Source organism: Streptomyces sp. NPDC046308, assembly GCF_055588065.1.
Map to the genome: position 1 here is coordinate 296,130 of NZ_JBVJFB010000004.1, position 24,562 is coordinate 320,691.

Annotated in this window: 25 protein-coding genes; 9 read left to right on the forward strand and 16 right to left on the reverse strand. The window is 72.4% G+C overall.

The genetic code is table 11. From position 1 onward, the window contains the following. Positions 1-28 precede the first annotated feature (28 nt). Complete coding sequence (locus tag ACZ6JT_RS18910; RefSeq protein WP_030302361.1) at positions 29-487, reverse strand: SseB family protein; 459 nt, start codon at positions 485-487, stop codon at positions 29-31. Between the two features lie 172 nt (positions 488-659). Here ACZ6JT_RS18910 and ACZ6JT_RS18915 point away from each other — a divergent pair, with 172 nt between their 5' ends. Continuing rightward, entirely contained in the window at positions 660-2,486 is a 1,827-nt protein-coding gene (locus tag ACZ6JT_RS18915) for an acyl-CoA dehydrogenase (RefSeq protein WP_469211565.1), read from the forward strand. A gap of 168 nt (positions 2,487-2,654) precedes the next feature. Next, entirely contained in the window at positions 2,655-3,380 is a 726-nt protein-coding gene (locus ACZ6JT_RS18920; RefSeq protein WP_469211139.1) for a hypothetical protein, read from the forward strand. A 127-nt stretch (positions 3,381-3,507) separates the two neighbouring features. Here the strand turns inward: ACZ6JT_RS18920 and ACZ6JT_RS18925 are convergent, their stop codons facing one another. Next, positions 3,508-4,773 carry an RNA-guided endonuclease InsQ/TnpB family protein gene (locus ACZ6JT_RS18925; protein WP_469211566.1) on the reverse strand — a complete coding sequence of 422 codons (1,266 nt, stop codon included), beginning with the start codon at positions 4,771-4,773 and terminating at the stop codon, positions 3,508-3,510. Between the two features lie 98 nt (positions 4,774-4,871). On the opposite strand from ACZ6JT_RS18925, the gene ACZ6JT_RS18930 reads away from it, so the two are divergent. Further along, complete coding sequence (locus ACZ6JT_RS18930; protein WP_469211141.1) at positions 4,872-6,164, forward strand: M18 family aminopeptidase; 1,293 nt, start codon at positions 4,872-4,874, stop codon at positions 6,162-6,164. A gap of 20 nt (positions 6,165-6,184) precedes the next feature. Here ACZ6JT_RS18930 and ACZ6JT_RS18935 read toward each other — a convergent pair whose 3' ends face one another. Next, a complete protein-coding gene (locus tag ACZ6JT_RS18935; protein WP_469211143.1) occupies positions 6,185-8,035 on the reverse strand; it encodes an NHL domain-containing thioredoxin family protein in 1,851 nt (616 codons plus the stop codon). Between the two features lie 122 nt (positions 8,036-8,157). Here ACZ6JT_RS18935 and ACZ6JT_RS18940 point away from each other — a divergent pair, with 122 nt between their 5' ends. Next, on the forward strand, positions 8,158-8,382 hold the full coding sequence (locus ACZ6JT_RS18940) for a hypothetical protein (protein ID WP_469211145.1): 225 nt from the start codon (positions 8,158-8,160) through the stop codon (positions 8,380-8,382). Here ACZ6JT_RS18940 and ACZ6JT_RS18945 read toward each other — a convergent pair whose 3' ends face one another. Further along, positions 8,383-8,910, reverse strand: coding sequence for a DUF4240 domain-containing protein (locus tag ACZ6JT_RS18945; RefSeq protein WP_469211147.1), 528 nt, complete (start codon positions 8,908-8,910; stop codon positions 8,383-8,385). Positions 8,911-8,938: 28 nt separating this feature from the next. Next, on the reverse strand, positions 8,939-9,742 hold the full coding sequence (locus ACZ6JT_RS18950) for a hypothetical protein (RefSeq protein WP_469211148.1): 804 nt from the start codon (positions 9,740-9,742) through the stop codon (positions 8,939-8,941). Between the two features lie 197 nt (positions 9,743-9,939). On the opposite strand from ACZ6JT_RS18950, the gene ACZ6JT_RS18955 reads away from it, so the two are divergent. Further along, on the forward strand, positions 9,940-10,305 hold the full coding sequence (locus tag ACZ6JT_RS18955; protein WP_469211150.1) for a hypothetical protein: 366 nt from the start codon (positions 9,940-9,942) through the stop codon (positions 10,303-10,305). A gap of 22 nt (positions 10,306-10,327) precedes the next feature. Here ACZ6JT_RS18955 and ACZ6JT_RS18960 read toward each other — a convergent pair whose 3' ends face one another. Further along, positions 10,328-10,903: a GNAT family N-acetyltransferase gene (locus ACZ6JT_RS18960; protein ID WP_469211152.1), complete on the reverse strand. Its 576-nt coding sequence runs from the start codon at positions 10,901-10,903 to the stop codon at positions 10,328-10,330. After that, on the reverse strand, positions 10,900-11,691 hold the full coding sequence (locus ACZ6JT_RS18965; protein ID WP_469211153.1) for a carbon-nitrogen family hydrolase: 792 nt from the start codon (positions 11,689-11,691) through the stop codon (positions 10,900-10,902). The genes ACZ6JT_RS18960 and ACZ6JT_RS18965 overlap by 4 nt, the downstream gene beginning before the upstream one ends. A gap of 150 nt (positions 11,692-11,841) precedes the next feature. On the opposite strand from ACZ6JT_RS18965, the gene ACZ6JT_RS18970 reads away from it, so the two are divergent. After that, positions 11,842-12,666, forward strand: a complete 825-nt coding sequence (locus tag ACZ6JT_RS18970; RefSeq protein WP_469211155.1) for a maleylpyruvate isomerase family mycothiol-dependent enzyme — start codon at positions 11,842-11,844, stop codon at positions 12,664-12,666. A 60-nt stretch (positions 12,667-12,726) separates the two neighbouring features. Here ACZ6JT_RS18970 and ACZ6JT_RS18975 read toward each other — a convergent pair whose 3' ends face one another. Both ACZ6JT_RS18975 and ACZ6JT_RS18980 read right to left on the reverse strand, forming a co-directional pair. Continuing rightward, a complete protein-coding gene (locus ACZ6JT_RS18975; RefSeq protein WP_469211568.1) occupies positions 12,727-14,010 on the reverse strand; it encodes an MFS transporter in 1,284 nt (427 codons plus the stop codon). A gap of 119 nt (positions 14,011-14,129) precedes the next feature. After that, a complete protein-coding gene (locus ACZ6JT_RS18980; RefSeq protein WP_469211156.1) occupies positions 14,130-14,858 on the reverse strand; it encodes a GntR family transcriptional regulator in 729 nt (242 codons plus the stop codon). Positions 14,859-15,003: 145 nt separating this feature from the next. Between ACZ6JT_RS18980 and ACZ6JT_RS18985 the strand changes: the two genes are divergently transcribed. Then, positions 15,004-16,206: a DUF418 domain-containing protein gene (locus ACZ6JT_RS18985; protein ID WP_469211157.1), complete on the forward strand. Its 1,203-nt coding sequence runs from the start codon at positions 15,004-15,006 to the stop codon at positions 16,204-16,206. Here ACZ6JT_RS18985 and ACZ6JT_RS18990 read toward each other — a convergent pair. From ACZ6JT_RS18990 to ACZ6JT_RS19000, 3 genes are all read right to left on the reverse strand, one after another. After that, positions 16,163-16,501 carry a protease inhibitor I42 family protein gene (locus ACZ6JT_RS18990; RefSeq protein WP_469211159.1) on the reverse strand — a complete coding sequence of 113 codons (339 nt, stop codon included), beginning with the start codon at positions 16,499-16,501 and terminating at the stop codon, positions 16,163-16,165. The two genes, ACZ6JT_RS18985 and ACZ6JT_RS18990, sit on opposite strands and share 44 nt — an antisense overlap. Positions 16,502-16,530: 29 nt before the next feature. Beyond that, on the reverse strand, positions 16,531-18,426 hold the full coding sequence (locus ACZ6JT_RS18995) for a C1 family peptidase (protein WP_469211161.1): 1,896 nt from the start codon (positions 18,424-18,426) through the stop codon (positions 16,531-16,533). Between the two features lie 159 nt (positions 18,427-18,585). Further along, positions 18,586-18,819 carry a mycoredoxin gene (locus ACZ6JT_RS19000; protein WP_469211162.1) on the reverse strand — a complete coding sequence of 78 codons (234 nt, stop codon included), beginning with the start codon at positions 18,817-18,819 and terminating at the stop codon, positions 18,586-18,588. 87 nt (positions 18,820-18,906) lie between these two features. Between ACZ6JT_RS19000 and ACZ6JT_RS19005 the strand changes: the two genes are divergently transcribed. Continuing rightward, complete coding sequence (locus tag ACZ6JT_RS19005; RefSeq protein WP_376612121.1) at positions 18,907-20,112, forward strand: DUF1266 domain-containing protein; 1,206 nt, start codon at positions 18,907-18,909, stop codon at positions 20,110-20,112. Positions 20,113-20,187: 75 nt separating this feature from the next. Continuing rightward, positions 20,188-20,607 (forward strand): PPOX class F420-dependent oxidoreductase, encoded by a 420-nt coding sequence (locus tag ACZ6JT_RS19010; RefSeq protein WP_469211164.1) that lies wholly within the window; start codon positions 20,188-20,190, stop codon positions 20,605-20,607. 25 nt (positions 20,608-20,632) lie between these two features. On the opposite strand, the gene ACZ6JT_RS19015 is transcribed toward ACZ6JT_RS19010, so the two are convergent. The 4 genes from ACZ6JT_RS19015 to ACZ6JT_RS19030 all read right to left on the reverse strand — a co-directional run bounded on the left by ACZ6JT_RS19015 (position 20,633) and on the right by ACZ6JT_RS19030 (position 24,562). Then, a complete protein-coding gene (locus ACZ6JT_RS19015; protein WP_469211166.1) occupies positions 20,633-21,187 on the reverse strand; it encodes a YcxB family protein in 555 nt (184 codons plus the stop codon). 45 nt (positions 21,188-21,232) lie between these two features. After that, complete coding sequence (locus ACZ6JT_RS19020) at positions 21,233-21,997, reverse strand: hypothetical protein (RefSeq protein WP_469211167.1); 765 nt, start codon at positions 21,995-21,997, stop codon at positions 21,233-21,235. 60 nt (positions 21,998-22,057) lie between these two features. Further along, the gene (locus ACZ6JT_RS19025) at positions 22,058-22,993 is read right to left on the reverse strand and encodes a GNAT family N-acetyltransferase (RefSeq protein ID WP_469211169.1); all 936 of its coding nucleotides are present in this window, start codon (positions 22,991-22,993) and stop codon (positions 22,058-22,060) included. Positions 22,994-23,131: 138 nt separating this feature from the next. Then, on the reverse strand, positions 23,132-24,562 hold the full coding sequence (locus ACZ6JT_RS19030; RefSeq protein ID WP_469211170.1) for a dihydrolipoamide acetyltransferase family protein: 1,431 nt from the start codon (positions 24,560-24,562) through the stop codon (positions 23,132-23,134).

A 24,562-nucleotide genomic window follows, 5' to 3' on the forward strand; every position in this document is an offset into this window, starting at 1 on the left:
CGCCTGGCCGCCCGCGCGGCGAGGGCGTCTAGCCGTACATGCGGCGCATGGCGAAGTCGACCATCTGCTCGACCGCCTTGGCGTCGAAGACCATCCGGTGGTCGCCCTCCATGTCGAGGACGAAGCCGTACCCGGTGGGCAGCAGGTCGATCACCTCGGCGCCGGTGATCACGAAGTACTTGGACTCCTTGCCGGCGTACCGGCGGAGCTCCTTGAGCGTGGTGAACATGGGGATGACCGGCTGCTGCGTGTTGTGCAGCGCCAGGAATCCGGGGGTCTCGCCGCGCGGGCAGTAGACCTTCGAGGTGGCGAAGATCTGCTGGAAGTCCTCCGCGGACAGCGAGCCCGTGGTGAAGGCCCGCACCGCGTCGGCGAGCGACGGCGGCGATGGCTCGGGGTAGAGCGGCTGCTCGCCGTACCCGCCGGCCATCTGCTGCGGGGCGGCGTACTGCTGCCCTGCGCTCACGTTCTGGTCGTAGCCGTACATGAGGGGAAGACTACCGACCTGCCCGGCACGCCCGGACACGCATTTCCCGCCAGGCTTGACGCTGGTCACAGTCGCCAGGGGTTGCGTCTTATTACCGGCGGGTAGCATCATTACGTTACCGATTGGTATGTACGAGGAACCTCTCTCCCCGAGCCTTAACGGAGCCGTCGCCATGGGGCACTACAAGTCGAATCTCCGCGACATCGAGTTCAACCTCTTCGAGGTGCTCGGCCGCGACAAGCAGTACGGCACCGGTCCGTTCGAGGAGATGGACACCGAGACCGCCAAGAGCATCCTGGCCGAGCTGGCCCGCCTCGCCGAGAACGAGCTGGCGGAGTCCTTCGCGGACGCCGACCGCAACCCGCCGGTCTTCGACCCGGCCACCAACACCGCGCCCGTCCCGGCCTCCTTCAAGAAGAGCTACGAAGCCTTCATGGACTCGGAGTACTGGCGCCTGGGCCTGCCCGAGGAGATCGGCGGCACCACCTCGCCCCGCTCCCTCATCTGGGCCTACGCGGAGCTGCTGCTCGGCTCGAACCCGGCCGTGTGGATGTACTCCTCCGGCCCGGCGTTCGCCGGCGTCCTCTTCGAAGAGGGCAACGAGGCGCAGAAGAAGATCGCGCAGATAGCCGTCGAGAAGCGCTGGGGCTCCACCATGGTCCTCACCGAGCCGGACGCCGGCTCGGACGTCGGCGCCGGCCGTACCAAGGCCATCCAGCAGGCCGACGGCTCCTGGCACATCGAGGGCGTGAAGCGCTTCATCACGTCCGGTGAGCACGACATGGAGGAGAACATCCTCCACTACGTCCTCGCGCGCCCCGAGGGCCACGGCCCGGGCACCAAGGGCCTGTCCCTCTTCCTCGTCCCGAAGTTCCACTTCGACTGGGAGACCGGCGAGCTGGGCGAGCGCAACGGCGTCTACGCGACGAACGTCGAGCACAAGATGGGCCTCAAGGCCTCCAACACGTGCGAGATGACCTTCGGCGACCAGCACCCCGCCAAGGGCTGGCTGATCGGCGACAAGCACGACGGCATCCGCCAGATGTTCATGATCATCGAGTTCGCCCGCATGATGGTCGGCACGAAGGCCATCGCGACGCTCTCCACCGGCTACCTCAACGCGCTGGAGTACGCCAAGGAGCGCGTGCAGGGCCCGGACCTCGCGAACTTCATGGACAAGACCGCGCCCAAGGTCACCATCACGCACCACCCCGACGTGCGCCGCTCGCTCATGACGCAGAAGGCCTACGCCGAGGGCATGCGCGCCCTCGTCCTGCACACCGCGACCGTCCAGGACGAGATCCAGGTCAAGCAGGCCGCGGGCGAGGACGCCTCCGCCCTCATAGGCCTGAACGACCTGCTCCTGCCGATCGTCAAGGGCTACGGCTCCGAGAAGTCGTACGAGCAGCTCGCGCAGTCCCTGCAGACCTTCGGCGGCTCCGGGTACCTCCAGGAGTACCCGATCGAGCAGTACATCCGCGACGCCAAGATCGACACCCTCTACGAGGGCACCACGGCCATCCAGGGCCAGGACTTCTTCTTCCGGAAGATCGTCCGCGACCAGGGCGCCTCGCTGAACCTCCTCTCCGAGACGATCAAGAAGTTCCTCGCCGAGGCCGTCGGCGGCGAGGAGCTGGCCGGCGCCCGCGACGCGCTCGCCAAGGCCGCGGTCGACCTGGAGGCCATCGTCGGCCAGATGATCGTCGACCTCACCGCCACCGGCGAGGACGTCAAGAACATCTACAAGGTCGGCCAGAACACCACCCGCCTGCTGATGGCCTCCGGCGACGTGGTCGTCGGATACCTGCTGCTCCGGGGCGCCGCCGTGGCCGCCGAGAAGCTCGCGACCGCCTCCGCGAAGGACGTCCCCTTCTACACCGGCAAGATCGCCGCCGCGAAGTTCTTCGCGGCCGAGATCCTCCCGGGCGTCTCCGTCCAGCGCGCGCTGGCCGAGGCCGTCGACAACTCCCTCATGGAGCTCGACGAAGCCGCCTTCTAGGCAGCTCGCGGGCCGCACCGGCCCGCCGCACCAGTACGCCGTGTACGCACAGCGGCCGGGTCCCCCGCACGGGGGCCCGGCCGCTGGCGCATGCGCCACCTGGTCCGCCCCGGGGCCCCTGTCCTGCGGCTTTCCCCTATGTCAGTCGTTCATGGGACGCTCGTACGCATGAGTCCACAGGATCAGCACGGCAGCAGGGGGTACTCCGTCCCCACCGGACGCCCGTACGCCCTCAAGGAGCTGCAGGCGAGCCTGGGCAGTCTCGGCGACCACCTGCGCGAGCTGTACGACGGCGCCCACCCCGCCGAGTACGACACCATCGCCGACGCGCTGTACGTGGCCTTCCAGACCGCCGCCGGACTGGCCCCCGCCAAGAGCTACACCGGCTGCTCCGAGCACCCCAACGGCGCGCTCGACCCCGAAGCGCCCGACGGCTGGGGCCGCTGCCTCATCTGCAACGACCGGCGCCGCCTCGGCCGGCGCCGACGGGGCGGCCCCCCCGCCCCAGCCGGGGAACAGCGCCGCCTCGGGTACCCCGTACCGGAGGGCCCCTACACCCTCCAGGCCCTGCGCGCCTGCGTGCGCACCGTCGAGGACCAGCGGTTCCACCTGGGCCTGTCCTCCCCCGCCGAGGACTTCGTCCGCATCGCCGACGACCTCCACCGCGCCTTCATCGTCGCCCGCGAACTGTCCCGGCCGCGCAACGCCTCGGGCTGCTCCGAACACCCCGGCGCACCCATCGACCCCGACGCACCCCCCGGTGAGGCCTGTATCTTCTGCGCCGGACGCAAGAGACGCGCGCAGCGCTCCCCGCAGACCCCGGAGATGCTCCCGCGCATCCGACGGGGCGAGCGCAGACAACTGCAGCGCCGATTCGAGCGACCGCCGGGCTGAGAACCGACAAGGACAGCGGAGGCACGCGGCCTGTAGGGCCGGCCCTACGGGCCGTTCGCGCTGTCCGGGCGTGACGCACACGAACCCCGGCCCTCGTTAAGGTGAACCACTTGGCTTCCTCCCCTCCCTAGCCGGAGGGGATTCCCACACTCACGCGTGGGGATTCCTGTTTCGCCACGGACCGCCCCGACCGAGAGGAGGACTCCCGTTGAGGTCTCACATCCGCTCCACAGGCAGTGACCGCCAGCCCGGCGGCCAGAAGATTGAGCGCGGCGTTCCCGTCCCGGTCATGAGCGGTCCCGCAGCCCTCACAGGTCCACTCGCGGACGCCCAGAGGCATCGCGCCGGCGATCACCCCGCATGCCGAGCACCGTTTGGAGCTGGGAAACCACCGATCGACGACGATCAGCTCGCGGCCGTACCAGGCCGTCTTGTACTCGAGCATCGACCGCAGCTCACGCCAGGCGGCGTCGCTGATGGAACGTGCCAGTCGATGGTTTTGCAGCATGTTGGCAACCATCAGATCCTCGATCACGAGCGTTTGGTCTTCGCGCACGAGACGAGTCGTCAGCTGGTGCAGGAAGTCCCGGCGCCGGTCGGCGATCCGGGCGTGGATCCGCGCCACACGGGTACGAGCCTTGATCCGGTTGTTGCTGCCCTTCTCCTTCCGCGACAGAGCTCGCTGCACGCGGGCCAGACGCTCCCGGTCCTTCCCCTCATGCCGGGGGTTGGGAACCTTCTCACCCGTGGACAGCGTGAGCAGGGCCGTCAGTCCCGCGTCGATGCCGACCGCTCTCAGGGTGGCCGGCATCGGATCCGGGGTGTGCTCGCACAGCAGCGAGACGTACCAGCGACCGGCGTTGTCGCACGAAACCGTGACCGTGGACGGCGTCGTCCCTTCCGGCAGTGGGCGGGACCACACGATGTCCAAGGGCTCGTCCATCTTCGCCAGATGCACCCGGCCCTCCGCGTAGCGGAAGCCGCTGCGGGTGTACTCGGCGGAGGCACGCGACTTCCGCTTCGACTTGAATCTCGGGTACTGCGACCGCTTCTGCCAGAACCCCACGAACGCCGCCTGCAGGTGACGCAGAGCCTGCTGCAGCGGTACCGAGGACACCGCTGCCAAGAAGGCCAGTTCATCGGTCTTCTTCCACGCGGTGAGCATGGCCGACGTCTGCCCGTAGCCCATCCGCTCGCCGCTCGCCTTCCAGGCCTCGGCCCGGGCGGCGAGTGCCAGGTTGTAGACCTTCCGCACGCACACGAACGTCCGCGACAGTTCCACAGCCTGCGCGTGCGTCGGATAGAAACGGTACTTGAGCGACCGCTTCACAGAACGTGTCCCCACACCCCGGACGCTAGGGTCGGTCACGATCCGAACACAAGCACAGGTCATAGCCTCACGCTGCGGCAATCCGCCGCAGCGGGGCTCCGAGCCGGAAACGCGTATCCTCACCCGGCTGAAGCCGGAGGCTTCCACACAAGGGAAATACGATGAGCTCTCCCGCCCGCTTCGACCGCGGCCACACCGACGATCTGATGACCTTCCTGACGGCCAGTCCGTCGCCGTACCACGCCGTGGCCAACGCGGCCGAGCGGCTGGAGAAGGCAGGCTTCAGGCAGTTGTCGGAAACGGACGCCTGGGATGCGGGCACCGGGGGCAAGTTCGTGCTCCGCGGCGGTGCGCTCATCGCCTGGTACGTCCCCGAAGGCGCGGCCGCGCACACCCCGTTCAGGATCGTCGGCGCGCACACCGACTCCCCGAACCTGCGGGTCAAGCCGCAGCCGGACACGGGCTCCCAGGGCTGGCGGCAGATCGCCGTCGAGATCTACGGCGGCACCCTGCTCAACACCTGGCTCGACCGCGACCTCGGCCTCGCCGGCCGGCTGACCCTGCGCGACGGCAGCGACCGCCTGGTCAACGTGGACCGCGCACTGCTGCGCGTGCCCCAACTCGCCGTGCACCTGGACCGGTCGGTGAACAGCGACGGCCTCAAGCTCGACAAGCAGCGGCACATGCAGCCGATCTGGGGCCTCGGCGACGTGCACGAGGGCGACCTGATCGGCTTCCTCGAAGAGGAAGAGGGCCTGGAGCAGGGCTCGGTGGCCGGCTGGGACCTGATGGTCCACTCCATCGAACCGCCCGCGTACCTCGGCCGCGACCGCGAGCTCGTGGCCGGCCCGCGCATGGACAACCTGCTGTCCGTGCACGCGGGCGTCGCGGCGCTGGCCGCGGTGTCGGGCTCCGAGAAGCTCGACCACATCCCGGTGCTCGCCGCCTTCGACCACGAGGAGAACGGCTCGCAGTCGGACACCGGCGCGGACGGCCCGCTGCTGGGCAACGTGCTGGAACGTTCAGTCTTCGCACGCGGGGGCTCGTACGAGGACCGCGCGCGGGCCTTCGCCGGCACCATCTGCCTGTCCTCGGACACCGGCCACGCCGTGCACCCCAACTACGGGGAACGGCACGACCCGACGCACCACCCGCGCGCCAACGGCGGCCCCATCCTGAAGGTCAACGTCAACCAGCGGTACGCCACGGACGGCAGCGGCCGCGCGGTGTTCGCGAGCGCGTGCGAGCGGGCCGGCGTGCCGTGGCAGACCTTCGTCTCCAACAACTCCATGCCGTGCGGCACGACCATCGGCCCGATCACGGCCGCCCGCCACGGCATCCAGACCGTGGACATCGGCGTCGCGATCCTGTCGATGCACAGCGCGCGCGAACTGTGCGGCGCGGACGACCCGTACCTCCTCGCCAACGCCCTGGTCGCCTTCCTGGAGGGCTGACCCCCCAGGAAGGCGGTACGTCACTGCGCGGCGGCCTCGTCCATCCCGGCGAGGACGAGGGGCAGCCGGGAGGCGCCGCCGGCGGTGACCCGGACGGGCACGCCCCAGTCCTGCTGGTGGACGTGGCAGGCCGGGTACTCGTTGGCCGGGTCGTCGTCGCAGGACGCCGCCATCGCGGACACGTGCAGCACGCCCTCGGTGACCTCCGGGCTCAGCACCAGCTCCCGGAACAGGTCCGTCCCGGCGCCCTCGCCCCCGGCGAGGAGCTCCGGCGGGGTCGAGGAGACGAGCAGCCGGGTCGACGGCCCGTAGCGGGTGTCGAGCTTCTGCCCGGCCGGCGCCTGGAACACCACGTCGAGCCGGAGCGTGCCGGGCGCCACCTCGGTGGCGGCCCGCTGCGTGCGGTGCGCCACGGACTCGACCCGTACGGCCTCCTCCGGGAGCCGCAGCCGGGTCAGCCGGTGCCGGGCCGACTCGACGACCACGATGTCGTCGCCGACCAGCACGGCGTCGCTGGGCTCGCGCAGATCGGTGGCGAGCGTGGTCACCTGCCCGGTGGCGGGGTCGTAGCGGCGCAGCGCGTGGTTGTACGTGTCGGACACCGCGACCGAGCCGTCGGGCAGCGCGGTCACCCCGAGCGGGTGCTGGAGCAGGGCCTGGCCCGCGTCCCCGTCCCGGTGCCCGAAGTCGAACAGGCCCGTGCCGACGGCCGAGGTGACGGCGTAACCCGTGTCGGTGGCATGGACGTACCGCAGGGCGCTGGTCTCGGAGTCGGCGATCCACAGCCGGTCCCCGGCGGCCGCGAGCCCCGAGGGCTGGGCGAACCAGGCCTCGGCGGCGGGCCCGTCGAGCAGCCCCTCGTTGGTGGTCCCGGCGGCGACGGCGACGGTGCCGCTCTCCGGATCCCAGGTCCACAGCTGGTGCACGCCGGCCATCGCGATCCACACCTTGCCCTGCCACCAGGCCACGTCCCACGGCGAGGACAGGTCCACCTCCAGGGCGGGGCCGGAGGTGGGCGAGCCCTGCCACCACTGGCGTCCGGTCCCGGCGACGGTCTCGACGTGCCCGGTGGCCGGGTCGTAGGTCCGCAGCGCGTGGTTGACGGTGTCGGCGACCACGACCCGGCCGTCGGGCAGCAGCGCGAGGCCCTGCGGCTCGCTGAAGGCGTCACCGCCGAAGCCGCGCTCGCCGCTGCCGACGCGGCGTACGACGCTCTCGCCGTCCGCGTCCAGCTCGACGAGCTGGTGCCGCGTGGTGTCCGAGACCAGCAGGTTGCCGCTCGGCAGCAGCACCGCCTTCCCGGGGAACCGCAGGTCGCTCGCGACGGGCTCCGGCGCCACGTACGGCCCGTCCCCGCGCCGCAGCGTCCCCTTGGCCTCGTGCTCGGCCTCCAGCTCCTCGACCAGCTTCGCGATGGCGTGCGCGTGCCCCTCACCGGCGTGCTGGGCGACGATGTACCCCTCGGGGTCGATCACGACGAGCGTGGGCCAGGCGCGCACGGCGTACTGCTTCCAGGTCGCGAGCTCGGGATCGTCCAGCACGGGGTGGTGCACCTCGTACCGCTCGACGGCGTCGACGACGGCGGCGTGCTCGGCCTCGTGCACGAACTTCGGCGAGTGCACACCGATGATCACGACGGTGTCGCGGTGCTTCTCCTCCAGCTCGCGCAGCTCGTCGAGGACGTGCAGGCAGTTGATGCAGCAGAAGGTCCAGAAATCCACAACAACGCACTTACCTCGCAGGTCAGCGAGAGTGAGCTCTTTGCCGCCGGTGTTGAGCCAGCCGCCCTTGCCGATCAGCTCGGGGGCACGGACACGGGCACGCTTGCGGGGTGCGGGCGCAGGGGTGGGCGCCGGAGCAGCATCGTTCATCCTTCAAGCTTGCCATCCGGGTGTGAACACCGGGTCACAGGTCCAGGTGCACCCGCGGGGGTGACGACGCCCGCACGGGACACGTGGGAGCCTGAACGCAGGCAGCGAAGGAGGCGTCCGGCGTGACCCCAGCGCACGACTACAGCGAGGGCATCGACCCCGAGCGCGCACTGAAGTACGCCAACCGGCACCACGGCGGGGACCGCACCGAGATCGTCGAAGGGGTCATCAGCAACGTGACGCCGAGTTGGGACCACGAGAACGTGGCCGAAGAGATCCACCCCTTCGGGACGCCGGTGCGGTTGCCCGAGCCGTTCGGGATCGACCTCGACACCAGCGGGCTCTAGCTACGCGTAGGCGAAGAGGGTGCTCAGGCGGGGGAGGCGGGGTGCCAGTGCGGACGTGTCGTCGAAGTCGAAGTCCCAGGCCGGGTCCAGGGGCGGGTAGCTGATCGTGAAGGAGTCGGCCGGGAGTTCGCGGCCGGTGGCGGACTCGTAGGCGGTCCAGGCGATCGAGAGGGCCTCCTCGTCCCACAGTTCGTGGCCCTCGGCCGCGGCCTCGCGGACCGCCGGGTGGGCCGCCAGGGAGTCCGGGTCGGACAGGGCCGCTTCGAAGACCTCCCGGCCCTGGGTGAGGAGCCAGCCGCGGAAGTAGTCGAAGCCGTCGTCCGAGCAGCCGCCGTTGATCACGTAGGCCGCGGCCCAGAGCGGGCTGCGGTAGGACTCCGCCAGCAGGTCCCACAGCACCTGCTGGGCCGCGGCTATCTCCGCCGCCGGACGGGCCGCCAGCAGCTGTGCCGCCCGCCCCGCCACCTCGTCCGCCGCCGTGCCCGCGCGGGCCGTCTCGATCAACTGCCAGAACGTCTGCTTGTCCATGGCGAAAGCCTGGCACCCGGCACTGACATCAGCCGAGGAAGGAATGGAGAGATCTCGTGAGCGATGTGATGAAGGTGTTCCGGGCGTCCGCCGGGAGGAGGTCCAGCGAGAGGTAGGGGTTGAGGTCCTCCAGCTCGACGAGGAGGAGTTCGCCCGAGGGGGCCCGGCAGGCGTCGACGCGCTGGATGCCGTGGTCGAGGGTGTTCCAGTCGATGAAGGCGCGGGCGAAGGCCAGGTCCGCCTCGGTCGGGACGTAGCGCTCCAGCTCCCAGCGGCGGGCCGGGTCCGGGGCGTGGAGCGCGTACTGGAAGGCGTCGTCGACGAAGTAGAAGGACACCTCGTACGCGAAGTCGATGCGGGGCTGGATCAGCACCGCCCCGGCCGGGCCGTCCGGTGTCGCGGTGAAGGTGAGGCCGATGGAGTCGGCGCCCTGCTTCGGTTTGACCGCGTAGGTGGGGACCTGGGGCAGCTCCGAGAGCCTCGCGGGGTCGTCGATCGTCGGGATGACCGGGTAGCCGGCGGCCGTCAGGTCGAGGAGGTACTGCTTGCCCGCCATGTCCGCGCGGCCGGTAAGCGGGTTGTAGACCGGCGTGCCGGCGGCGAGGGCGGCGGCGCGGAAGGAGTCGTAGGCCTCCTGGTAGTGCAGGACCGGGCCGCTGTTGCGGACGACCACCGCGTCGAAGCCGAGCGGGAGGAGCGCCTGCGCGTCCGCGGGGTGGCACAGGGCCAGCTCGAAGTCGGCCCGCAGCCGGGAGGTGAGGAATATGTCCTCGTCGCAGTAGCGGCGCCCGCGCGCGGGGTAGGCCAGGTCGGTCACGTAGAGGAGTGGCATGGCGGAAACCTATCGCGGGCACTGATCGGCGCATGAAATACCTCGTACGGGACAAAGTGCCGGCCATCGGGGATGACGCCGGCTGAGTACGGGCCCAGGGGGAGGTGAGCACGCGCGCTCATGCCGGGGCCGTGGGGTGGGGCGAGGATCGTGCACGTCCCCACAGAGCGTGCACGTCCCCACGGAAGGAACCCCCGGTGAACCCCAGCACGTACGCGGCCCTGTACGGCCCGTGGCAGCCGGCGAAGCCCGCGCCCGAGGAGCGGCCCGCCGTCGCCGTGCTCGCGGCCCTGCTGTGGACGGTCACCACCCTCTCGCTCGTCTGGCTGGCCGGCCTCTTCTCCATCGTGCTCGTCTGGAGCGCGGCGGCCGGGCAGCCGGTGGTGGGCCTGCTGCTGCGTTTCCTCCTGGTCCCGGTGGTGGCGGCCGCGGCTCTCACCGCTCTGGCCTTCGCCCCCGGCATCCGCCGGCTCGCGGTGTCGAGCCGGATGCTCCTCCTGGGCGCCCTGGCCTGCCCGGCCCCGACCGTGCTCGCGGTCATGGCCTGGTTCCGCACCGCCTGAGCCGGGCGGACGGACCCACGCCCTACCGCCCGGCCGGCGGGCCGCCGGGCAGGGGCAGCACCATCACGTCGTAGGCCGGGTGCCCGTCGCCGTACCGGGCCCGGCCGACCTTCCGGTAGCCCCAGGCGGCGTAGGCCGTCCGTGCGGGTGCGGCCTCGGGGTCCGGGCGGGCGGTCAGCGTGCTCCGCTCGGCCTCCTGATCCGCGATCAGGAGCCGGTGCAGGGCGGCGGCGATGCCCTGCCGTCGCCAGGCTCCGCGCACGGCGAGTTCGGCCACGTTGAAGGTCCGCCGCCCGTTCTCCTCGACGAAGGATTCGCCGAGCGGCTCCTCCACGGCCTCCCACCACCGGGTGTCCGCGGGCAGCCGGTAGCCGTACGAGAAGCCGACGAGCTCGTCGCCGTCCCGCGCCAGGACCAGCCGGAATCCGTCCCGCTGCGCCTGCCGCCCGGCGCGCGCGCGGAAGGCGACGGCGTCCCGGGGCCCCTCGCGGTACGGGGGCTCCGCGTAGACCTCCCGGTAGACGCGGGCGAGCGCGTCCAGCCGCCGTACCGCCTCCTCGGCGTGCTCGATCCGCTCGTACGTGACGCCCGTGGTCACGCCTGGCCGTCGCGGCCCAGGCGGCGGTCCTTCAGGGCCGGGAACTGGGCGCGGGTCTCGGGGACCTTGGCCGGGTCCAGGTCCACCGTGAGGACGGCCTCGCCGGGGCCGGCCTCCGCCAGGACCTCGCCCCACGGGTCCACCACCAGGCTGTGCCCGGCCTGTTCGACGCCCGCGTGGGTGCCGGCCAGCCCACACGCCAGGACGTACGACTGGTCCTCCACGGCGCGGGCCCGGTTGAGCAGGGTCCAGTGGGAGCGGCGGCGCGCGGGCCAGCCCGCCGCGACGACCATCGTGGTGGCCCCGGCGTCGACCAGGCCGCGGAACAGCTCCGGGAAGCGCAGGTCGTAGCAGGTGGCGATGCCGAGGGTCTGTTCCGGCAGCTCCACCGTGGTCAGGGAGTCGCCCGGCGACATGAGCACCGCCTCACCCTGGTCGAAGCCGAAGCGGTGGATCTTCCGGTAGGTGGCGGCCAGCTCGCCCGCCGGGGAGAGGACGAGGGCGGTGTTGTAGAGGGAGCCGTCGCCGGCGCGCTCCACGACCGAACCCGCGTGCAGCCAGACCCCGGCGTCGCGGGCGGCCTTGGACATGGCCTCGTAGGTCGGGCCGTCCAATGGTTCGGCCTCGGTCTCGAACTGCTCGTAGGCGAAGGCGCCGACGGGCCACAGTTCGGGCAGCACGACGAGGTCGGAGGCTTCCTGCTCCCGTACGAGCTCGGCCACGCGGGCACGTCGGGAAGTCACCGACTCGCCCTCGTTCACTGCGATTTGGATCAGCGAGGCGCGCACACTACCACCGTCCTGGCGTTCAAGCCGTCAACTCGGGCCTACGATCGTCACACGAAAGCACTGCCGGGGTGCTCACCGGCAGCGTAGTTTTGGAAACTGAGTCCACCGCTTCCGAAAACGCGCCACTGAACAGCACCGCGAGGGGTCCCGTTGACCGTCCATCCCAGCCTTCAGCCCTATGCCGACGCGTGGACGCACTCCATCGAGGCGATATCCGAGCTGGTCCTCCCGCTGACGGAGGGCGAGTGGAACCGGGCGACGCCGTGCCCCGGCTGGTCGGTCCGTGACGTCGTCTCGCACATCATCGGCATCGAATGCGAGCAGCTCGGGGACCCGCGGCCGATCCACACGGTGGCGCGGGACCTGCGGCACGTGGTGGACGAGTTCAGCCGGTACATGGAGGTGCAGGTCGACGTGCGGCGTCACCACACCGCGCCGGAGATGACCTCGGAGCTGGAGTACACCGTCATCCGGCGCGCGCGGCAGCTGCGCAACGAGAAGCGGGATCCGGACACGATGGTGCGCGGTCCGCTGGGCGACCAGGTGACGCTGGAGCACGCGCTGCGGCTGCGCGCGTTCGACGTGTGGATCCACGAGCAGGACCTGCGGGCGGCACTGGGTGTGCCGGGGAACTGGGACGCGCCGGGTGCGTACGTGGCGCGGGACGTCCTGCTGGCCGGGCTGCCGAAGGTGGTGGCGAAGCGGGCGGGCGCGCCGGCGCACTCGGCGGTGGTCATCGACGTGCACGGCCCGCTGGAGTTCATGCGGACGGTACGGGTGGACGCGGACGGCCGCGGCACGGTCGACAAGGCGCCGTCGCTGGGTCCGGCCGTGACGCTGACGCTGGACTGGGAGACGTTCGTACGGCTGGCGGCGGGGCGGGTGCGGGCCCATTCCGTCGCGGACCGGGTGAAGGTCGAGGGCGACGCCGAGCTGGCGGAGGCCATCCTGACGCAGTTCGCCGTCACTCCGTAGGAGCGCCCCGTACGGCCGCCGGCCGGCCGCCGTACGGGCCTGCTCGCGCGGCGGACGGCCCTACGGGCCCTCGCGTCCTGCGGCGTCCGGCAGGGGACGCGCGCGGGGCGCCCGCTCCTGTTCCGCTTCCCGGGCCAGTGCGCGGCGGCGCAGCCGGAGGATCTGGGAGACGCCCAGCGCTTCGAGGACGAACACCGTCGAGAAGGCGATGCGGTAGTTGTCGCCGGTGGCGTCGAGCAGTACGCCCACGGTGAGCAGGGTGGTCATCGACGCGATGAAGCCGCCCATGTTCGTGATCCCCGAGGCGGTGCCCTGGCGCTGCGCCGGGTTGGCCGGGCGGGCGAAGTCGAAACCGATCATCGATGCCGGGCCGCAGCTGCCGAGGACCAGGCACAGGGCGATCAGCAGCCACATGGGTGCCCTGTCGCCGGGGTAGGCGAGGACGGCCGCCCAGAGGAGGGCCGTGAGGCCGACGGTGCCCAGCGCGAGCGGGATCCGCGCGGACTGGCGCCGGCCGACGACCTGGCCGTAGACCAGGCCGAGCGCCATGTTGGAGGCGACGACCAGCGTCAGCAGTCCGCCCGCGGTGGTCCGCGACAGCCCCTGCGCCTCGACGAGGAAGGGCATGCCCCACAGCAGCAGGAACACCATCGCCGGGAACTGCGTCGTGAAGTGCACCCACAGGCCGAGGCGGGTGCCGGGTTCGGCCCAGGACTCGCGGATCTGGCGCCGTACGAAACCACCGGATCCGCCGGAGCCCCCGCCGCCGCCGGAGCCCCCGGAGCCGTGCTGCGTCGGCGCCGGACCGTGCCCCTCCGGGTGGTCCCGCAGGAAGAGCACCAGCGGCACCAGCACGGCCACCCCGGCCACCGCGCTCCCCGCGAAGGCCGCGGTCCAGCCGACGCCGTGCAGGACGGGGGCGAGGACGAGCGTGGAGACGAGGTTGCCGGCCATGCCGACCAGCCCGGCGAGCTGCGCCATCAGCGGCGCGCGCCGGGCCGGGAACCACCGGGTGCCGAGCCGCAGTACCGAGATGAAGGTCATCGCGTCGCCGCAGCCGAGCAGGGCCCGTGCGGCGAGCGCCATGCCGTAGGAGGGGGAGAGGGCGAAGCCGAGCTGGCCGACGGTGAAGAGCACCGCGCCCAGCGTCAGCACCTTCTTGGTGCCGAGCCGGTCGACCATCAGGCCGACGGGTATCTGCATGCCCGCGTAGACGAGCAGTTGGAGCAGGGAGAAGGTGGCCAGCGCCGAGGCGTTGACGTGGAAGCGGTCGGCGGCGTCGAGGCCAGCCACGCCCAGGCTGGTACGGAAGATCACCGCCACGAAGTAGACGGCGACGCCGATGGACCAGACGGCGACGGCCCGTCCGCCGCCGGGAGGGTCCTGGACCGGCTGCGGCGCGCTCGCGGGCGCGCTCCCCGGTCCACTCCCCGGCGCGGTCTCCTGCACCGTGACCCGGGCGGTCACCGGCCCGGCCCCCGGACCAGTTCCCCGACGCGCCCGATGTGCCCGCGGACCACCGCGGCGGCCGTGTCCGCGTCCTCGGCCCGCAGCGCGTCCAGGATCTCGGCGTGCTCGGCCAGGGTGCGCTCCACCCGGTCGGGGTGGGCGTGCAGCAGGGCCACGCCCATCCGCAGCTGCCGGTCGCGGAGCTGGTCGTAGAGCCGGCACAGGATCTGGTTCCCGGCGCTGCGCACGATCTCGGCGTGGAAGCCGCGGTCGGCGGCCGTCATCGCGGCGAGGTCGCCCCCGGCGGCGTGCCGGCGCTGTTCCGCCAGCAGGGCCGCGAGCCGGTCCAGCAGGCCGGGCGGCGCGGGCACGGCCCTGCGCACGGTGAACTCCTCGACCAGCAGCCGGGTTTCGAGCACGTCCGTGATCTCCTGCGCGGAGACCGGCAGGACCAGCGCGCCCTTCTTCGGGTACAGCTTCAGCAGTCCCTCGGTCTCCAGGCGCAGCAGCGCCTCGCGGACCGGGGTGCGGGACACCCCGACGGCCTCGGCGAGTTCGCCCTCGGTGAGGAGGGTGCCGCCTTCGTAGCGGCGGTCGAGAACTCCCTGCTTGACGTGCCGGTAGACGCGTTCGGCGGCGGTGGCGGGCGCGGCTGTGGCCAGGCGTGTGGCTGTGGGTGCGGGGGCGGGTGTGGCTGCGGGTGTGGGTGTGGCGCTCTGGGCGGGCGGCGCGGCGGACGGCATGCGCACAGGATAGATACATGAGGGGTGCACCGGACTTGCCGTCCGGGATGTGGACCCGCGCCCCGCGCCGGTGCATCGAAGGATGTAGCCGGGCTTCGTCCACCCGCAGGACGTACCGGGCCGCGCGCGCCGGGACGCTGAAGTCATGGCCCACACGACCCTCGTCGCCCCCGCGGTGACCGCGACCCGGCTCCCCCTCCTCGACGTCCTGCGCGGCGCCGCCATCCTCGGCACCCTCATGACCAACGTCTGGATCTTCGCCTCCCCCGGCTCGGAGTGGAGCGTGCTCCAGGGCGGTCCGGGGGCGTCCGACCCGATCGCGGACCCCTCCGCGGCGAACCTCGCCGAGACCGTGTTCCGCTTCCTCGCCGACGGGAAGTTCCTGTCCCTGCTGACGATCCTGTTCGGGGTGGGCCTGGCCATCCAGTTCGACTCCGCCGCGCGCCGGGGCGAGCCGTGGCCCGGGCGCTACCCGCGCCGGGCCGCGTTCCTCTTCCTGGAGGGCACGGTCCACTTCGTGCTCGTCTTCGCCTGGGACGTGCTGATGGGGTACGCCGTCACCGCCCTGCTGGTGGCCTGGCTGCTCGCCCGGTCCGAGAGGGTGCGGCGGGTGGCGATGTGGACCGCGGGCGGGCTGCACCTGGCCCTAGTCGGCCTGGTGACGCTGCTGGAGCTCGCAGGTCCCGCCTCCGGGCCCAAGGCCCCCGACCCCGAGGCGGTCCGGCTCTACGCCCACGGCAGCTGGTCCGAACAGATCGCCTTCCGGCTCGAGCACGCCCTCGCGCTGCGCATCGAGCCCGTCTTCTCCTTCGGACTGCTGGTCTTCCTCTTCCTCCTCGGCGTCCGGCTGCACCGCGCCGGCGCCTTCGCTCCGACCGCCGGCGGACACCGCATCCGCGTCCGGATGGCCGCCTGGGGCCTCGGCGTCGGACTGCCGCTGGGCGCCGCCGCCACCCTCGGCGGCTCCGACTTCTTCTTCCTGGGCCGCTACGGCACCGCCCCGCTGATCGCCGTCGGGTACATCGGCCTGATCGGCTGCGCCCTCGACCGCTTCCGGGTGCGCGGCGCGGACGCCCTCGGCTCCGTCGGCCGCACCGCCCTGTCCTGCTACGTCGGCCAGAACCTGCTGTGCGTGCTGCTCTGCTACGGCCTCGGCCTGGGACTGGCCGAGCGCCTGGGCGGCAGCGGGCCCTGGTGGGTGATGGGCCTGTGGGCGGCGGTGAGCCTCACGCTGCTCACCGCGTCCCGGCTGTGGCTGCGCCGCTTCGAACGGGGACCGCTGGAGGCCGTACAGCACCGGCTCCTCAGGCGCCGCCGGTCCGCGGGGGGACGCCCGGCCGGGCGGTGACCTCCACGTCCAGCACGAACTCGTCGTACGGGGCCTCCTGCGGGTAGGGCGGCCGGACCTGCGCGAAGCGGATCCGGGCCCGGCCGCCGCCCGGGGCCAGGCCCCGTACGACGTACGTCCGCTCGATCGCGGCCCCGGGGAGGCCGGCACCGGAGGCCGACGGCCCCTCCGCCACCGCCACCACGTCCGCGTCGCCCGTGACCTGCCAGGTCCACACGTACCCGCGCGCGCCGCGTCCGGTGAGCCGCAGCTCGTACGGCTCACCGGGGTTCAGCACGACGCTCCGTACCTCCACGCCCGCCAGGTCCTCTCCGCTGCCGGATCTCAGCCGACGGGGCCGATGACCGCCCCCTCGTGCCAGCCCGCGCCGTCCCGCCAGTAGTGCTGGAGGCGGCGGTCGGTGCGCAGGACCACGACTTCCAGGTTGAACCCGAAGCTGCCCTGGAGCATCCCGGTGACCGAGGCGACGTCGTGCCCGAAGACCGCGCTGCGGGTCCAGGCCGAGCCCGCGGCGTTGCCGCGCCACCAGTGCTCCACGCGCCCGCCGGCGACGGCCGCGCACAGCTCGTAGTTCCCGGCGGTGTCCTCGTCGGCGGCCCCGTACTGCCCCTCGATCAGGCACGGCGCGGAGACGGCCGGCGTGCCGCTGCCGAAGACCTCCCCGGCGCGCCAGGCGAATCCGTTCGGGTCGTCGCGCCACCACAGCTGCATGCGGCCGTCCGTGCGGGCGGCGACGAGGTCGAGGTGGCGGCCGCGGGTCTGGACGAGGGCGGGCCCGAAGTGGGCGATGTCTGAGGCGAAGCGGCCGCCGTCGTTCCAGGTCCAGGGGGCGCCGTTGATGCGCCACCAGTGGTTCAGGCGGCCGTCGGCGGTCCGTACGACCACCTCGAAGTTGCCCGGCTTGCCGTAGTCGCTCTGGATGAAGGCCGGGGTCGAGCCGACGGCCGCGTCGCCCGGCCCGAAGGCGCCGCCGTCGCGCCATACGCGCACGGACTGCTCGAAGTACCAGTGGCGCAGCCGGCCGCCGGTGGTCACGTGCAGGGACTCCATGTTGCGGTTGTAGGTGGTGCCGGTGAAGGCGGGCTGGCCGGAGGCGTCGTTCGCGAAGGCGTCCGCGCGGGCCCACGCGAAGGGGGCGTCGCCCTCGCGCCACCAGTGCCGGAGCCGGCCGCCGGTGGTGGTGGCGAGGAGCTCGAAGTTGCGGTGGGCGCGGCCGTTGCCGCTCTCGTAGACGTTGCCGGTGTGCAGGCGGCGCTTGGTCCACGGGTCGATGTTGGTGCCGCGCAGGCCGCACTTGGCCCAGTGGTCGATGGCGACCTCGCCGTAGGCGATCCGGCCGTAGCCGCCGACGTGGTGGCCGGTCCCCCAGGAGTTCTTGAACAGCCAGCAGCCGGCCGCGTCGTCGTAGCCGACGACCAGCACGCAGTGGCCGCCGGCGAGCCGGTCGCTGGTGCGGTGGTAGACGCCGGAGCCGAGGGCGAAGAAGTCGTCGTACACGTCGAAGCAGGCGGTCAGCGGGCCGACCGTGTCCAGCCAGACCTTCTGCTGCTCGACGTCGCCCAGCCGCACGTAGTCGGGGATCCGGACGGTGCGCCCGGACCGGTCCCAACTGGGCGTGTACTCGGCGCGCCAGGCGTCGCGGCGGGCGGCGGGCAGATGGGCGGGCGGGGTGCTGTACGGCCGGCAGTCCGGGTCGGCGAGCCCCCCGTTGTCCTTGATCCAGTCGAGCGCGGTCTCCGGATCGGAACCCTGCCCGCAGGCGAAGCGCAGACCGTCGTGCACGTCCCCCTCCGAACGCTCCGCCCATACGCAGTGCTCGATGCGGGCCATGGACTCCACCAGGCCGGCGGCGCCGAAGGCCCAGCAGGAACCGCACGGGTTCTGGTCCTTCACCTTGGTGATCCACGGCCACCCCCAGCGGCTGCGCCAGTCCACGGCGGCGGGCCGGGCCGCCCCGGCCGTCGGCGGACCCGCCAGGAACCCGTGCGCGGCGCGGCGCCGGGTCAGGTGCGGATTGCCGCTCGCGTGCCCGAGGAGCGCCCGCAGATCGACGGCCCCCACGTCCGCGGCGGGCGTCAGGTTCGCCCCGGGCTCCAGACCGAGCGAGGGCCGCGGCACCGGCTCCTCGTCGGCCAGGTGCTCCATGACGGACCAGCGCGCCCCCCGCGCCGCGAGCCGGGCCCGCAGCTCCCCCGCCGTCCGGACAGACTCCTCCGGCATACCGGCCCCCCAGTGTGCAACCGCTCGGATCGAGACCCGCGAGCGTCCCTCCCCCACCGGGGGGCGTCAAGGGGGTCCGGACGGTCGCGCGGTGGCACGGGGGGCGTGCCGCGCGGACGCTTCCCGACATCGTGCGCCGGGCGGGGCGGGGTGGGGGGCTCAGCCGTGCAGGGCCTCGCGGATGCGGCGGACGGAGGGGTTCACCATCGCCGGGTGGTCGCCGACGACCACCGTCGGGACGGTCTCGTTGCCGTCGGCGACGCTGCGGACGAAGGCCGCCGCCTCGGGATCCCGCCAGATGTTGACCTTCCGGTACGGGATCCGGGCCAGGCGCAGCTGCGTGCGGAGCTTGATGCAGTACGTGCACCCCGGCCGCCAGTACATCGTGATCATCCCTGGAGCCTATGCGGGAAACCCCCGATCCGGGTGAGGGCCCTACGGGCCGGGCCGCCCGCGGAGGGGCCCGTATAAGGTCCCCGTATGGGCACCTGGATCGCGCCGAGCGTCATCGAGAGAGAGCTGTACGAGGCCAAGACCGCCGGCGACTGGGCCGCGTACTTCGACGTACTCGCCCGCGCCCAGCTCTACCTGGTCCAGCACCGCGTCCAGTCCGACGCGCACCCCGACTCCGTGTTCTTCCACGCCACCGCGGACCGCATGCTCGTCGTCCACACCGCCGGCATGCTGCCCGCCCCCACCCCCGAGACGGTCTTCGAGTCCCGGAGCCTGGGCTGGTTCTCCAAGGTCTGGGGCCCCGGGGATCCGGCCTTCCTCGCCGTGAACCCGGGCTCACCCACCGAGGCCTACCTCACCACCACCCCTGCCGACCTGGCCCGCTGGCGGGCGCACGCGGACGCCGCGCCGCAGTACGGCCTGCCCGACGGGAAGGTCCACGCCCTCTTCACCGGCGGCCCGCTGCACGGGCCCATCGCCCACGGCCTCGCCATAGGCGGCCATCTCGCCGTGACGAACGGCGAGTTCTGGAACGCCCTCGCCTACCACGGCAGCGGCTACCAGCACGAGCGCCGCCGCGTCGGCAAGAGCTGGAGCATCACCGACCGCGCCGACTGGCTCTCCACCCTGGAGCAGCTCCTGAGCGTGGACATGGTCAGTCCCGTCTGGGAGTACGCGCTCCGCGTCCGCCGCGTCCTCGCCTCCGACTTCGCCGGGCCCGTCGACGTCGAGCACTGGCGGCACGCCGCCGAGGCGAGCCTGCGCCGCAGCGCCGAGCGCTCCGCCGAGCCGCAGCTCACCCCCGACGGGGTCACCGTCGCCCAGCCGCGCCCGGTCGCCGAGGTGGAGGGCGAGATCGCCGGGGTCAAGCGCCTCATCGGCCGGATCGCCCGCTACGAGCAGCGCTTCCGCGCCGACGGGCTGCTCCCCGAGGACGGTTGGGTCCGTTCGGTGGAGGCCTGGGACCTCGGCCGGGCCTCCCAGATGGCCCGCTGGGGCATCGGCTGCCGCTACGGCACCCTCCACGAGGCCGAGAAGGCCGTACTGCGCGCCGGGGAGGCCGCCCGCCAGACGTACCGCTCGTGGGAGGAGTTCTCCGCCGGGTACGTCCTCGGCCGGTGCCTGCACTTCGACGAGGAGGAGTTCGGCACCTGGTACACGAGCGCCCTCGCCGCCCACGTCGAGCTGACCACCGATCCGGCCAGTCCGTGGCTCAACATTCCGTGGAACTGACCGACTTCGGGTCATCACCGGACGCGGCCGGAAACCGGCGGCGGCCGCGCACGCGCCCCGACTAGCCTCGCCGCCATGACTGTTGAGCTGAACGAGACGGTGCGGGGGCTGCTCGACTCCCCGCACCCCGCCGTGCTTTCGACCATCAATCCCGACGGCAGTCCGCAGAGTTCGGTGATCTGGGTGACCCGCGACGGGGGCGACCTGCTGATCTCCACCGAGCGGGGTCGCCGCAAGGAGCGCAACATCGTCCGGGACGGGCGGGTCGGTCTCACCGTCTTCGACCTGGCCAACCCCTTCCTTTACGCCGAGATCCGCGGCACGGCGACCGTCACCGAGGACGTCGGCCGCGCGGTGGCCGTCCGCATCGCCGAGGAGTACCTCGGCCCGGGCGCCGGCAAGGAGTACCGGGACGCCCCGCCGGAGGCCGTCCGCGTGGTCGTCCGCATCACCCCGACCAAGGTCCTCGGCAACGCGGCCCGCGCCGCGGGCTAGGGCCTGCGGGCGGCCGGCCGGACGGTCAGATGCGCCGCAGGTTCCGGTCGAGCAGGGCCCGCACGCGGTCCACGTCGGCCGGATCCTGCGCGCCGCGCTTGGGCAGTACGAAGACCCCGCGGGTGTTCTTGGTCTTGACCGCGAAGAACTCGTCCGTCTCGAAGTACCAGGGGAAGAGCCGCCACTCGATGTCGCCGGACAGTTCGGGGCCCCCATCCACCCCTGCGCCCGTGGTGGTCAGCCGATCCTCGTGGACGACCGTCCGGCAGGCGCCGTACTCCTCCATGTCCGCGTACTGCTCCCGCGCGATGCGGGCCAGTACCCGGGGGAGGGTCACCAGCGCGGTGAGCACGGCACAGGCCATCACGAAGGCGGTCACGGCGGGGGAGAACCCCTTGAGCGTCGGCAGCACCCACGAGAGCCCCAGGGTGAAGGCCGCGAGGCCGATCTGGCCCCGGATTCCCGGCCAGGTCCCGAAGGTGAAGCGCCGTACGGCCTTCGTGTAGTCGTCCTGCGTCGGCTCGTAGACGAACACGACCTGCTCGGTCGACTCCTGTACGCGATCCCCACCCATGTTCATGGCAGCGGAGCATAGCCGCAGGTCAACCGCCTGCGACAGGCCTGTTCACGGAAGGTCGGGGCGGACCTGCGACCAGGCGTCGACCGCCTGCGCCACCGGGTCGGCGTCCGGCAGGTGGGGGCGTACGGCGGTCAGCCAGGGCAGCAGGCTCTTGATGCGGCGCAGGTGCCGGATGCGGTGGTGCGGGAGGTCGCGCCAGCCGCGGCCCTGCGCCGCGGCCTGCGCCGGGGTGAGGTCGATCAGGGCCAGCAGCTCCCGGCACAGCGCCACCGGGTCGCCGCCGCGGGCCGGGCCGAACTGCTGGATCAAGTAGCCCTGTACGCGGGCCAGTTCGGGAGCTCCAACCAGCGCGGGCGTGCCCTCGGCCCGCGCGCACCGGTGAGCGGCGGCCAGCGCGACCCGGCCCCAGCGCAGCCGGACCTCGTCCGGGAGGCGTTCGTCCCGCATGCGCACTCCGGCGAGGACGCGCAGGGTCCGCGGCTGGGGTTCGTCCCGCAGCGGCGGACCGGTGGCCAGCCAGGCCTCCAGGTCCTCCAGCGAGTGCCCGTCGGGCGGCACCGAGGTCAGCACCTGCCCCCGGGTGAGCAGGGCGACCATGGCGCCCGTGAGGTGGACCTTCGCGGTGTGTCCGGCGTCGAAGGAGCCGACGGGCCGCCCGTACCGCTCGATGTGGCGCAGGCCCAGCCTCGACTCCCCGACGGCGTAGACCTGCCCGGCCCGGGCCACCCCGCCGACGCACCGGACCACGCACACGCCGCCCGTGACGTCGGCCTCCTCGACGGAGTACACCTGCAATTCGGCGATGGACACCCGACCCCCTTCCCCGGGCGGGAGATTACCTCCGCCGCGGGGGCGGGCACACGGCCCGGGTCAGCTCGAGGGGCCCTCCAGGACGAGCCGGATCTCGGTGACCTCGTAGCCGGCGCGGTCGAAGGCGGCGGCCATCGGGACGTTGACGGTGTCCGTGGTCGCGGTGATGCGCTGCGCGCCCTGGCCCGCGTGGAAGCGGGTGATCTCGCCCAGGATCTCGTCGATCAGGCCCTGGCCGCGCTGCTCCGGCACGACGCCCAGGTAGCCGACGTTGCGGTGGTACGGGGTCGCCGACGGGATGGCCATGCCCGCGAGGGTGCCGTCGGGGAGGTGGGCGAGCCGCCACCAGGAGCGCTCGCCGGGGCAGTCGAGGTAGAACTCGATGTCCTCACGGGCGAGCTGCTCCGCCTCCATCGTCTGGAGTTCCGTCTGCGTGTGCAGGTCGAGGCTGCCGGTGGACAGCCGGACGAAAGCGTCGAGGAACTCCTCGTCGGTGCCCTCGCGGAAGACGAGCCGCCCGGTGGACTCAGGCGTCCCGGCGGCCGGGGTCCACTCGTAGCGCAGGCGCTCGATCTCGCGCGTGAGGCCGGTCTGGTACGCGGCCTCCCGGCGCCAGGCGATCGCCGCGGCGAGCTCCGGGTCGGCCTGCCAGCCGCGGGGCAGGGAGACGTTGTAGCCGGGCAGCAGGCCGAAGGCGGCGTGGCCGGCCTCCAGCAGCCCGGCGGCGACCGCGGCCGGGTCGGTCACGGAGGCGCTGACCTGGAGGCAGTCGAGCGCGATGGGCCGCTCGCTGTCGGAGCGGCCCCACCACAGGGCGCGGGCCAGGATCTCGCCGTCCTCGTCCTCCGCGATCCAGATCCACTCGGGCCGGATCTGGTCTTCGGCGAGTTCCTCGCGGATCCTCTCGGCGGTCAGGGAGGGGACGGGACCGTCCGCCGGGTAGGCGACGGCACGGTCGAGGTCTGCGGGGTCTGCGGCGGCAGCACGGAAGATCATCCGGCGATGATCACACAGCCCTCCCACCCTGACCAGGGCTTTCCCGAGCCACTGCCGGCGGCCGCCGTCCCGTCATCGGTCATGGCGATGGCCGGCCTCCGGTGGGAGGCCGGCCATCGGTGGAGCTTGGGGCGGGTGTTACGACCAGGTGATCAGGCGGCGGGGGTGTTCCAGGACCGCCGCGATGTCGGCCAGGAAGCGGGAGCCGAGTTCGCCGTCGATGAGACGGTGGTCGAACGACAGGGCCAGGGTGGTGACCTGGCGCGGCTTCACCTTGCCCTTGTGGACCCACGGCTGGAGCTTGATCGCGCCGACCGCGAGGATCGCGGACTCGCCCGGGTTCAGGATGGGCGTACCGGTGTCGACGCCGAAGACGCCGACGTTGGTGATGGTGAGGGTGCCGTTCTGCATGTCGGCCGGGGAGGTCTTGCCGTCGCGGGCCGTGGCGACCAGCTCGGACAGGGCCGTCGACAGCTCGCCGAGCGTCTTGGCGTGGGCGTCCTTGATGTTCGGGACGATCAGCCCGCGGGGGGTGGCCGCCGCGATGCCCAGGTTCACGTAGTGCTTGAGCACGATCTCCTGGGCCGCCTCGTCCCAGGACGCGTTGACCTCCGGGTTGCGGCGGACGGCCACCAGGACGGCCTTCGCGATGAGGAGCAGCGGGTTGATGCGCAGCCCCGCGAGGTCCGGGTCGTCCTTGAGCTCCTGCACCAGCTTCATCGTGCGCGTCACGTCGAGCGTGATGAACTCGGTGACGTGCGGCGCGGTGAAGGCCGAGCCGACCATGGCCTGGGCGGTGACCTTGCGGACGCCCTTGACCGGGATGCGGGTCTCGCGCGCCGACGCCGGCACCTCGGCCGCCTGGACGGCCGGGGCCGCCACGGGGGCCGCTGCCGGGGCGGCGGCGGGCACGGCCTGCGGGGTGAGCGCCGCGGCGGCCGCCGCGTGGACGTCCTCCCGGGTCACGACCCCGCCGTCACCGGTGGGGACCACCGAGGCCAGGTCGATCCCGAGGTCCTTGGCGAGCTTGCGCACCGGCGGCTTGGCCAGCGGCCGCTCGCCGCTCGGCTGTGCCGGGACCGCGGGGAGCACCGGAGCCGCGGGCGCCGCGGGTGCCACGGGAGCGGCCGCCGGAGCGGTGCCGTTCTGCGCGGGTGCCGCCGCGGGCGCCTTGCGCGGGCGGCGCTTGGTGGAGGCGGTGGAGACGCCGTAGCCGACCAGGACGGGCTGGCGGGCCGCGGCGGCCGGCTCCTCCGCCTCGACGGCGGCAGGAGTCACTGCGGCGGCCGGGGCCGCCTCCTGCGCCGGCGCCTCGGCACCGGCGCCTGCCTCCGTCTGCACCGAGATGATGACCTGGCCGACGTCGACCGTGGTGCCCTCCTCGAAGAGGAGCGCGTGCACGACGCCGTCGAACGGGATCGGCAGTTCCACGGCGGCCTTGGCCGTCTCGACCTCGCAGACGACCTGACCGTCGGTGACGGTGTCACCCGGCTGGACGTACCACTTGAGGATCTCGGCCTCGGTGAGGCCCTCGCCCACGTCGGGCATCTTGAATTCGCGGATGGTCAT